The following is a 10,021-nucleotide window of genomic DNA, read 5'->3' as shown; positions in this document are numbered from 1 at the left end:
TGAGCGGCTCACATATTCTAAAGCCCCCGGCTTTGCCGGGGGATACTTACTTTTTTGGGATAATATTCCCAAGTTTGCGCAAGGGTCAAATGAACAAACTGTCATGTTCGCCTTGATCGGGCAAATGTCTTATGCGGGGAAAAATCCGGCTTTTCGTTGCAGATGCTTGATCAGCTGAGAAAATCTTCGAAGAACCAGGCGGCGAATTCGTGCCGCCCGTTGAGGCCGGATTTACGATAGATGGCGGTTGCCTGTTGGCGGACGGTTTTTTCCTTGGTGTCGCGCACGTTGGCGATTTCGTCAAAACTCAGGCCTTTCAGCAGCAGCAGGGCGACTTCCTTCTCACTGGTGGTGAAATCCCATGCTTCCAGTTGTTCTTGGATGACTTCGCCGTACTGACGGCTGGCCTGGATGCGTTTGTTGTCTAGTTCGGAGAGGCTGGCGCGGGTTTCATCCAATGTTTCACGGGTGGCGGAGAGGTCGGCGTGGGTAATTTTCAGTTGTTTCGTCAGGGCTTCGATTTCACGGCGCCGCTGGCGGACTTCCCGGATCAGGTAGCTGACGCCGGAGAGTGAAACCAGAATGATCAGCGCTTCAAGTGCCAGATGCAGTTGATTGTGACCCTCTTCCTGCATGTCGTTGTAGAAGTCGATGCCATTCAGGAAGGTAATGAATATTAGCAGCGCGATGAAAAAAGAGTCTTTGGGGCGAAACATGTTGGTGATCTATGTTTTTGGTATCTGGTGAAGGGTAACAGTGTAGGTAAGTTTTCCCCGCTTATCCATGCCTGCCCCATAGTGCATTAGTGGCCCATGTATGGAAAGCCAGTCTGCAAACAATACCCCTGCAAGCCTAGCTTTCCGCCATGACCAGCAAGGACACCTTTATCCTGACGATTCCGGCCAAACCTTTTGTCTTGATTTTCCCCGATCACCAAAGGAACGGCATCATGGCTGCTGGTGATGTGCCGTTTCGATCCGGCTTCGGGCAACATGCTGCTTCTTGGGGAGTAGTGGCATCGGTCGCTTTTCCCCTTCCTTATTACCAACACATGTATGGCATATGTCTAATAATGTTGGTATGCAACCGGAAAATGCTTGGTCTGATTTTGATATTTTTATCTTTTGGGAATAAAATCCCAAGTTATGACTCATATGCTATACCGAGCTGCCCGCAAAATCCTCAAGCCGCTGGTGCGCATTCTGCACCGGAAAGGAATGGCTTTTGGCGAGTTCAGCCAGTTGGCAAAGCAGGTTTATGTGGAAGCATCCGAAGAGCTGTTGAAAGCCGACGGAGAGCGCCCGACGACTTCACGCATCGCTATTGCTACAGGCTTGACCCGTAAGGAAGTCGCCCAGTTGCGACAAGTGGCGGATGAGGATGATCTGGCGCCAACCGGCAGTTACAACCGGGGGGTGCGGGTCATGACAGGCTGGTTGCAGGATGCCGAATTTCTCAATGCAGAGGGAAAACCTGCTGTGCTGCCGATACTGGGAGAGAGGGGAAGTTTCTCTGCCTTGGTCAGCCGTTACAGTGGTGATATGCCCTATCGGGCAATGTTGCGGGAAATGGATCGGGTCGGTGCTGTTGTGGTGGATGGTGAATTCGTGCGTTTGCTGGGGGATGGCTATATCCCGCATGCCGATGAAAACGAAAAACTGGGCATTCTGGGGACAGATGTTTCTGCCCTGATTGCCACCATTGACCACAATATGAGGGTGGAAGATCGCCGCCAATTGTATTTTCAGCGCAAGGTCAGTTACGACAATTTGCCGGTCGAAGCCTTGCCTGTTCTCAAGGAAATGGTCGGTAAGGATGGTATGGACTTGCTTGTCAGGTTCAACCAGTGGCTGGCTACACAGGATCGGGACGGCAATCCGCAGGTTGGGGGAAGCGGGCGCATGCGTGCGGGAGTGGGCATTTACTATTTTGAAGAACCTGTCAGTGAACAGGTGGGCAAAGGAAAACCTGATGAAGATTAGAACCCTATTTGTCACCCTGGCGCTAGGCATGTTGCTGTCGGCATGTGGCGCTGGCGTCCTGCAATTGGCTACTGGCGGGATTGGTGGGACTGGTATTTCCTCTGGATCGATCACCGCGTTTGGCAGTATTTTTGTCAATGGTGTGGAATATGATGTGGGCCAGGCTACGTTCACCCGTAACGGTATGGCGGCTGGTGGCCAAGGCGATTACAGCGTCGGTGAATACGTCACTGTCAAGGGGACAGTGAACCCTGATGGCGTTACCGGCACAGCGACAGAAGTTACATTCAGCAGCGAACTGAACGGTACAGTCACCGGCGTGTCAACCGATAACGTGAGCATTCAGGTGCTGGGGCAGGCAGTACGCACCAATGCGTTGACCGTGCTGTCAGGTTTCAAGCAGTTGACTGGCCTGTTGGCAGGTAATGTGGTGGAAGTATCCGGAGTAAGGGATGCGCAAGGCGTGCTTGTCGCTTCCAATATCCGGCTTGATCAGGGCAATTACCAGCCGGGTGAGACACAGGAGTTGAAAGGTTCTGTACTGCAAGTGGATGCCCTGCATAGTACGGTGCTGATCGGTGGTCTGAGCGTGGATTATTCTGGTGCAGCCTTGATTGGCTTTCCGGCAGGGGCGCCTGAAGCTGGGCAATATGTCCGTGTCAGGAGTGTGCGGGCGGTTGATGGGGCGCGGCTGGTTGCATCCGAACTGGAACTGCAAAGCGCTAGCCATCAGTTTGCGGAAGGCAACCGGATGGAGCTGGAGGGCGTGATTACCCGGTTTGTTTCCGTCAATGATTTTGCGGTCAACAGCATCCCGGTCGTTGCCAATGCAGGTACGCAGTTTGAGCACGGCTCCGCTACCCAGCTTGCGTTGGACGCACTGGTCGAGGTCGATGGGCAGATCAATGCCAACGGTGCAATCGTGGCTGAAGAGGTTTCCATCAAGGAATCCGTTTCCAGCGGGATTGATGAACTGAGCGGCAATATTACAGCCATCAATCCTTCCGCCCAGGAATTCACTTTGGCGGGTGTTGCCATCATCGTTGATAGCTCAACCATCTGGGAAGATGACAGTGCTTATGATGTCAGGCAAATGGGTTTCCCTTACCTGAATGTGGGGGATTTTGTGGAAGTGAATGTCAAGCCGTTAGGCAACGGCAAGTTGTTGGCTTTGCGGGTCAAGCGTGGAGACAGAGAAGAAGGGGAAAATTGATCAACTGGTAAGGCTTTAAAGATACCCCAGTGTTGCGACCACTGGGGTATGGACGACTTACCCAGCGTTTGGGTAAGCCCTTGGTAAAAGGAGACAGTGATGAAAGTGAGTATAAACATTCCCTTGGCGGTTGCGCTAGGGATATTGTTGAGCGCCTGTGGGGGCGGCGGCAGTGCTTCGGGTGGCAATTATTCCAGCACCACAACAGATGGTTCGGATTCTTCCAATAGCAGTACGGGAGTCGGCAGCGGCAATACCACAACGACGGGTGGCGCAACCAGTGGCAGTGGGGCCGCTACGGCGGCGTATACGCCCAATGATGGTCGTTTACTGGCCGCGCAGTGTTTTCAGTGTCATGGTACGGACGGCGGTTCAGTCAGCGGGATTGAGGGGATCGGGGGTGAAAGCGCTTCTGGGTTGGCCAGTGAATTGCTGGAAATGAAAAACAGCAGTGTCACTGACGACATCATGCACAAGCAGATTCGTGGGTATTCCGACGCCCAAATCAGCGCCATCGCCACCTATCTTGCGGGTCTGCCCCGGAACGGGGACTGAGGAGCCAATCATGAATAATCCATTAAACCGTCGCCAGTTCCTGAAATCACTGGGCTTGGCCTCCGCCGTCACTGCATTTCCAGGCATTATCAAGGCTGCCAGCAGTCGTCCACAGGTCATAGTGGTCGGCGGTGGGTTTGCCGGGGCGACTGCCGCCAAATACCTGCGCCACTGGTCGAATGCGGTGGATGTGACCCTGATTGAGCCGAACGCCAGCTACAATTCATGCATCCTCAGCAATCTGGTGCTGAACGGGCAGATGAACCTGAGCCAGCTCACCTTCAACTACAATACCCTAGCGCAAAAATACGGCATTAGCGTGGTCAATGACTGGGTGGATAACGTGGACGGCATTAATCAGGTGGTACGGTTGCGCAGTGGCGCGACCTTGCCTTATGACCGCCTGATCATTGCGCCGGGCGTGCAGTTCCTGGCAGTGCCAGGGTTGGATAACAGCAAGGTTCCCCATGCCTGGAAAGCCGGGCCTCAAACTACCCTGTTGCAACAGCAACTGGCGGCGATGCCAACGGGCGGAACCTTCATCATGACCATTCCGGGCGCGCCTTACCGTTGCCCACCGGGGCCGTATGAACGCGCCTGCGTGGTGGCGGATTACCTGAAACGCAACAAGCCGGGTTCCAGGGTCATTGTGTTGGATGCGAATGCGTCGATTACAGCGGAGCGCACCACCTTTGAGAATGCATTCAATGTGACTTACAGTGACATGCTGCAATACATCCCCAATGCGGAATTGCAAGGGGTTGATTCTGACCAGCGTATTGCCCATACCAGTATGGGCGATTACAAGGGTGATGTGCTGAATGTGATTCCACCCCAGGCCGCCAGCGAAATTATCCATACCATCGGGCTGGCGAATGTGTCCGGCAAATGGGCAGGGGTGAACCCGCTGAGTTATGAATCCACCGTCATGCCCAATATCCACGTCATTGGGGATTCACAGGGAACGGGTCAGCCCAAGGCTGGGCATATCGCCAATGCGGAAGCGAAAGTCTGTGCAGATGCAATCCTGCGCCTGTTGGGTGGTAATCAGCCGTATGCGGCACCCATGACCAATTCAGCCTGTTTCAGCCCGATTTCATCCACCACGGCATCATGGCTGACAGCCGTGTTTGCCTATGATGCGGCGACCGGGACGATGCAGGTGGTGCCTGCCTCCAGTGGCGAGGCGTCTGCGCCCAGTAGCCGCAACTACAGCCGTATGCTGGATTGGGCGGAGAATCTGTTTTCTGATACTTTTGGCTAATCAGTGATTTCTCTTGGAAGTAGGCTTAAGCCACCGTTTTCGGTGGCTTTTGTTTAGGGCGTGGGCCATTCCGCTTCCATATTAGGTAGATGGCAGGCATCACCAGCAACGACAACAGCGGCGCGGTTATCATGCCGCCAACCATGGGCGCGGCAATCCGCTGCATCACATCCGAGCCTGTGCCACTGCCCAGCATGATCGGCACCAAACCGGCCACAATCACCGCCACCGTCATCGCTTTCGGCCTCACCCGCATCACCGCGCCCTCGAAAATGGCGTCACGCAAGTCCGCCAATGTCCCTTTGCCGTCGGTTTGATGCCGTTTCCAGGCATTGTCGAGGTACACCAGCATGATCACGCCGAATTCCGCCGCCACCCCCGCCAGCGCAATGAAACCCACGGCGACCGCCACCGAGAAGTTGAAGCCCAGCCACCACACGTACCAAATGCCTCCCGCCAGCGCGAACGGCAACGACAGCATCACCACCAGCGCCTCCGTCACATTGCGGAAGGTCAGATACAGCAGCACGAAAATGATCAGCAAGGTGGCGGGCACCGCCAGCATCAGCTTGTCTTTCACCCGCAGCAGGTATTCGTACTGCCCCGCCCAACTGATGCTGTAACCGGGCGGCAGTTTGATTTCCGCCGCGACTTTGGCTTGCGCCGCCTTTAGGTAGGAGCCAAGATCAACGCCGCGAATATCGACAAATGTCCAGCCATTCAGCCGCGCATTCTCGGTCTTGATCATGGGCGGGCCTTCCGCCACCTTGAACGCCGCCACCTTGCCCAGCGGAATCTGCGCGCCGGAAGGTGTGACCAGCGGCAATTCCTTCAGTTTGTCGACGTCATCACGCAGATAACGTGGGTAGCGCAGATTGACTGGGTAACGTTCCAGCCCTTCCACCGTTTGCGTGACATTGCTGCCGCCCACCGCAGAACTGATCAGGGTCTGGATGTCGGCAATATTGAGGCCGTAACGCGCCGCCGCTTCCCGGTTGGGGGTGATTTCGATATAGCGCCCGCCGGATACGCGCTCGGAAATCACCGACGCCGTGCCCTCCACGCCTTTCAACACGCTTTCCAGTTGTGCGCCGATGGTTTCGATCTGCTGCAAATCTGGGCCGGAAACTTTCACCCCGACCGGCGTTTTGATCCCGGTGGCGAGCATATCAATGCGGGTTTTGATCGGTTGTACCCAGGCATTGGTCAGGCCGGGGAATTTCACCGTCTTATCCAGTTCCGCAATCAGCTTGTCGAGGGTCATGCCATCACGCCATTCCGATTTAGGCTTGAGCAGGATGGTGGTTTCCAGCATGGTCAGCGGGGCAGGGTCAGTGGCCGTTTCGGCGCGCCCGACCTTGCCGAACACGCGCTCGACTTCCGGCAGGGTTTTGATCAGGCGATCGGTTTGCATCAGCAATTCCTGCGCCTTGCCAATGGAAATGCCCGGTAAGGTGGTCGGCATGTACAGCAGGTCGCCTTCCTCCAGTTCCGGCATGAATTCAGAACCAATACGGGCCAGCGGGTAATACGCCGAAGCCGCCAGCAACACCGCCACCAACAGGGTCAGCCACGGTTTCCACAAGCAAGCGCGCAACAACGGGCGGTACGCCCAGATCAGCACGCGGGTCAGTGGATTACTGGTTTCCTTCGGCAGCTTGCCGCGAATGAAATAGCCCATCAGCACCGGAATCAGCGTGACCGACAAGCCAGCCGCCGCCGCCATGGCGTAGGTTTTGGTGAAGGCCAGCGGCGCGAACAGACGGCCTTCCTGCGCTTCCAGTGTGAACACGGGGATAAAACTCAGGGTGATGATCAGCAACGAAAAAAACAGCGCAGGGCCGACTTCGCTGGCGGCTTCGGCGATGATGTCCCAGTGATCAAGCGTTTTACCCCCCTTCCCCAGCCCTTCCCCCGCAAGGGGGGCAGGGAGCGTAGAAGCTTCGTTCGGAATACCCTCTTGTTCCTTCCCCCCTTGCGGGGGAAGGTTAGGATGGGGGGTAGTCGCTCGCTCCAAATGCTTATGCGCATTCTCAATCATCACAATCGCCGCATCCACCATCGCGCCAATGGCAATCGCAATCCCGCCCAGCGACATGATGTTGGCGTTGATGCCTTGTTGGTGCATGACGATGAAGGCGGCCATTACCCCCAGGGGCAAACTGACGATGGCAACGAACGCCGACCGCAGGTGGAACAGGAATATCAGGCACACCAACGCCACCACCGCGAACTCTTCCAACAGCTTGTGGCTGAGGTTTTCCACGGCGCGGTCAATCAGGCCGGAACGGTCGTAGGTAGGGACGATTTCCACCCCTTCCGGCAAACCTTTTTTCAGCGTCTCCAGCCGCGCCTTGACATTGTGGATGACCTCGCGGGCATTTTCGCCGTAACGCATGACGACAATGCCGCCCACCACTTCGCCTGTCCCATCCAGCTCGGCAATGCCACGGCGCATCTGCGGGCCAATCCGCACGGTGGCGATGTCACGCAGCAAGACGGGCGCGCCGCTTTGCTTGTCGACCATCACCGGAATGGCTTCGATGTCTTCGACCTTGCTGAGATAGCCTTTGGAACGCACCATGTATTCGGCTTCGCCCAGTTCCAGCACCGAGCCGCCCGCCTCCTGGTTGCCGTTCTGGATGGCCATTTTGACTTCGCCCAGGGTCAGGCCATAGGCGCGTAAACGCTGCGGGTCGACCACCACCTGATACTGCTTGACCATGCCGCCGACGGTGGCGATTTCAGATACACCCGGCACGGTTTGCAATTCGTACTTGAGGAACCAGTCCTGCAAGCTGCGCAGTTGGGCAATGTCGTGCTTGCCGGTTTTGTCCACCAGCGCGTATTCATAGACCCAGCCGACGCCGGTGGCATCCGGCCCCAGGCGCGGCTCCACTCCGGCAGGCAACTGGCTGGCCGCCTGCCCCAGGTATTCCAATACCCGCGAACGCGCCCAGTACGGGTCAGTGCCATCTTCAAACAGCACATACACGTAGGAGTCGCCAAACATCGAATAACCCCGCACCACGGTAGATTTGGGTACGGACAGCATCAAGGTGGAGAGCGGGTAGGTGATCTGGTCTTCCACTACCTGTGGAGCCTGCCCAGGGAACTCCGTCTTGATGATCACCTGCACGTCGGAAAGGTCAGGAATCGCATCCAGCGGCGTGCGCAGGATGGAAATCGCCCCCCAGGCCGCCAGCAGCAAGGTCGCAATCAGCACCAGGAAGCGGTTCCGGATGGATGCGTGGATAATCGCAGTCAACATGGCAGCCTCCTATTCCGCGCCCATACGGCGGAAACCCGCTTGCAGGTTGCTTTCAGAGTCGAGCAGGAACTGGCCGGACACCACAATTTCATCGCCTGCCTTCAGCCCGTCCAGCACTTCCACGTAATCGCCGGAGCTGAGGCCGGTCTTGATGTCAGCGGGGGTGTATTCGCCCTTGCCGCTGACTTTCACCACGCGCGCGCCGCCTTCGGTGGGGATCACCGCTTCCTTGGGGATCGCCAGCGCCTTGCGGGTGGCATCGTAGATCCGCACATCGACGAACATATTGGGCTTGAGCTTGGCGTCCTGCATGTCGAACTTGATGCGCGCCTTGAGGGTGCGGGTCTGGCCGACCAGATCGGGGTAAATGTAATCGACCTTGCCTTCCCAGGTATGGCCGGGGAGCGCATCGGTGCGGATTTCCGCCATATTGCCGACTTTCACCGCATCCATCTGCTGGTCGAACACATCCACCAGCACCCATACGGAGCTAAGGTTGGTGATGGTGTACAAGGTGCTTTCGGGGGAAATGTACATGCCTTCGCGCACGCCGATGTCGGTGATGACGCCATCCTGCGGGGCCAGCACCGGAACGCGGCGGATGGTTGTGTCGCCAGCGCGTAGCTTGCTGATGATGTCTTCCGGCACATCCAGCAGGCGCAGCTTGTTTTCGGCGGAGGCCAGCAGCGATTTTTGCCCGCTTTCCGACATCAGGTGGGCGGTGCGCTTGGCGACCAGCAGTTCGTTTTCGGCGTCGAGGATTTCGGGGGAATAATATTCCAGCAATATCTCGCCTTTTTTCACCTTTTCACCGGCGGCGCGGGCGTTGAGCGTTTCCACCCAGCCTTTGGCGCGGGTGTGGACGTGCTCCAGCGCGTCTTCGTTGTAGTTGACGTAGCCGACCGTGTTGGTGATCCGCGCCATGTTGCGCTCACCGGCTTTGGCGGTGCGGACGCCCATGCTCTGCGCCGTCGTTGGGCTGACTTGCACGGCTGGCGGGCCGGTGGGGGCATCTTGTTCGGCATGGCTGTGGTGTTCTTGTAGCACCAGATCCATGCCGCAGATCGGGCATTTCCCCGGTTCATGGCGGCGGATTTGTGGGTGCATCGGGCAGACATAGATGGATTCAGCCTGTTTGTCCGGTGACTCCAGCGCCGCTTTGAGTTTGGGGTCGGGTGTATTGGCGGCTGGGCTGGCGTCTTCCGCCCAGGATTGGGAATCGGCCCCAAACAGCATGGCGCCAAATGCGATGTATACAATTACTTTCATGTTTCACCTGTCGTTCTGCAATTTCACGTTCCCCTGTGCAAGGAAGGGGATGGGATTGCGGGCGTAAACCCGTGCAGGATCAGGCGATTGGCGGGCGGATGATGGTTTCTTGCCGCTCCGGCGGCAGTGCGGGGGCGCGGCTTTCAGGCTCGAAACGGGCAACTGGTTGCGGCATGGGGACGGTCAGCAGGCTCAGGATAAATTGGCTATGCTGGAATTTATCGCATGAGCATTGGCCAGTTTTGGCACCCTTATCAGCGCTGGAGGCATGGTGCCCATGCTGGCCGATGTTGGTCTTGGCGTGTTCACAGCAAGCATGGGATTCCATGGCTCGGGCATGTTGCGCTTTTTGCAAGTGACAGCACGTCACGCTCGCCGACCATACCGGCAAGGCGATCATGAGGAGGATCAGCAGTGTCACTAAGCGTTTATGCATGCCCCAACTGTAGCAGCATTGCTGGAATTTT

General features: G+C 56.8%; 9 protein-coding genes. 4 read left to right on the top strand and 5 right to left on the bottom strand.

What is annotated here, in order from left to right; genetic code table 11:
• Nucleotides 1-170: 170 nt before the first annotated feature.
• Together VSS37_RS08490 and VSS37_RS08485 are read right to left on the bottom strand one after the other, a co-directional pair.
• Nucleotides 171-716 carry a helix-turn-helix transcriptional regulator gene (locus tag VSS37_RS08490; protein ID WP_324694402.1) on the bottom strand — a complete coding sequence of 182 codons (546 nt, stop codon included), beginning with the start codon at nucleotides 714-716 and terminating at the stop codon, nucleotides 171-173.
• An 86-nt stretch (nucleotides 717-802) separates the two neighbouring features.
• The gene (locus VSS37_RS08485) at nucleotides 803-994 is read right to left on the bottom strand and encodes a hypothetical protein (RefSeq protein WP_324694401.1); all 192 of its coding nucleotides are present in this window, start codon (nucleotides 992-994) and stop codon (nucleotides 803-805) included.
• 151 nt (nucleotides 995-1,145) lie between these two features.
• Here VSS37_RS08485 and VSS37_RS08480 point away from each other — a divergent pair, with 151 nt between their 5' ends.
• The 4 genes from VSS37_RS08480 (at nucleotide 1,146) to VSS37_RS08465 (ending at nucleotide 5,014) form a co-directional block, all read left to right on the top strand.
• Nucleotides 1,146-1,982, top strand: coding sequence for a DUF6502 family protein (locus tag VSS37_RS08480; protein ID WP_324694400.1), 837 nt, complete (start codon nucleotides 1,146-1,148; stop codon nucleotides 1,980-1,982).
• The gene (locus VSS37_RS08475) at nucleotides 1,972-3,195 is read left to right on the top strand and encodes a DUF5666 domain-containing protein (protein WP_324694399.1); all 1,224 of its coding nucleotides are present in this window, start codon (nucleotides 1,972-1,974) and stop codon (nucleotides 3,193-3,195) included. The genes VSS37_RS08480 and VSS37_RS08475 overlap by 11 nt, the downstream gene beginning before the upstream one ends.
• 99 nt (nucleotides 3,196-3,294) lie before the next feature.
• Complete coding sequence (locus VSS37_RS08470; RefSeq protein ID WP_324694398.1) at nucleotides 3,295-3,750, top strand: c-type cytochrome; 456 nt, start codon at nucleotides 3,295-3,297, stop codon at nucleotides 3,748-3,750.
• A gap of 10 nt (nucleotides 3,751-3,760) precedes the next feature.
• Nucleotides 3,761-5,014 carry an FAD-dependent oxidoreductase gene (locus VSS37_RS08465; RefSeq protein ID WP_324694397.1) on the top strand — a complete coding sequence of 418 codons (1,254 nt, stop codon included), beginning with the start codon at nucleotides 3,761-3,763 and terminating at the stop codon, nucleotides 5,012-5,014.
• Between the two features lie 25 nt (nucleotides 5,015-5,039).
• On the opposite strand, the gene VSS37_RS08460 is transcribed toward VSS37_RS08465, so the two are convergent.
• The 3 genes from VSS37_RS08460 to VSS37_RS08450 all read right to left on the bottom strand — a co-directional run bounded on the left by VSS37_RS08460 (nucleotide 5,040) and on the right by VSS37_RS08450 (nucleotide 9,990).
• A complete protein-coding gene (locus VSS37_RS08460) occupies nucleotides 5,040-8,285 on the bottom strand; it encodes an efflux RND transporter permease subunit (protein ID WP_324694396.1) in 3,246 nt (1,081 codons plus the stop codon).
• A 9-nt stretch (nucleotides 8,286-8,294) separates the two neighbouring features.
• Nucleotides 8,295-9,554, bottom strand: a complete 1,260-nt coding sequence (locus VSS37_RS08455) for an efflux RND transporter periplasmic adaptor subunit (protein WP_324694395.1) — start codon at nucleotides 9,552-9,554, stop codon at nucleotides 8,295-8,297.
• 79 nt (nucleotides 9,555-9,633) lie between these two features.
• Nucleotides 9,634-9,990 carry a hypothetical protein gene (locus VSS37_RS08450; RefSeq protein WP_324694394.1) on the bottom strand — a complete coding sequence of 119 codons (357 nt, stop codon included), beginning with the start codon at nucleotides 9,988-9,990 and terminating at the stop codon, nucleotides 9,634-9,636.
• Nucleotides 9,991-10,021: the final 31 nt, after the last annotated feature.

The organism is Candidatus Thiothrix phosphatis (assembly GCF_035668035.1).
GTDB lineage: Bacteria > Pseudomonadota > Gammaproteobacteria > Thiotrichales > Thiotrichaceae > Thiothrix > Thiothrix phosphatis.
The sequence above is the reverse complement of the archived record's forward strand: the minus strand, read 5'-3'. Positions and strand labels throughout refer to the sequence as shown.

Excerpts from the sequence above, each read along its gene's own strand:
- VSS37_RS08490 (WP_324694402.1), bottom strand. The coding sequence starts at position 716 with ATGTTTCGCCCCAAAGACTCTTTTTTCATCGCGCTGCTAATATTCATT.
- VSS37_RS08485 (WP_324694401.1), bottom strand. The coding sequence starts at position 994 with ATGTTGCCCGAAGCCGGATCGAAACGGCACATCACCAGCAGCCATGAT.
- VSS37_RS08480 (WP_324694400.1), top strand. The coding sequence starts at position 1,146 with ATGACTCATATGCTATACCGAGCTGCCCGCAAAATCCTCAAGCCGCTG.
- VSS37_RS08475 (WP_324694399.1), top strand. The coding sequence starts at position 1,972 with ATGAAGATTAGAACCCTATTTGTCACCCTGGCGCTAGGCATGTTGCTG.
- VSS37_RS08470 (WP_324694398.1), top strand. The coding sequence starts at position 3,295 with ATGAAAGTGAGTATAAACATTCCCTTGGCGGTTGCGCTAGGGATATTG.
- VSS37_RS08465 (WP_324694397.1), top strand. The coding sequence starts at position 3,761 with ATGAATAATCCATTAAACCGTCGCCAGTTCCTGAAATCACTGGGCTTG.
- VSS37_RS08460 (WP_324694396.1), bottom strand. The coding sequence starts at position 8,285 with ATGTTGACTGCGATTATCCACGCATCCATCCGGAACCGCTTCCTGGTG.
- VSS37_RS08455 (WP_324694395.1), bottom strand. The coding sequence starts at position 9,554 with ATGAAAGTAATTGTATACATCGCATTTGGCGCCATGCTGTTTGGGGCC.
- VSS37_RS08450 (WP_324694394.1), bottom strand. The coding sequence starts at position 9,990 with ATGCATAAACGCTTAGTGACACTGCTGATCCTCCTCATGATCGCCTTG.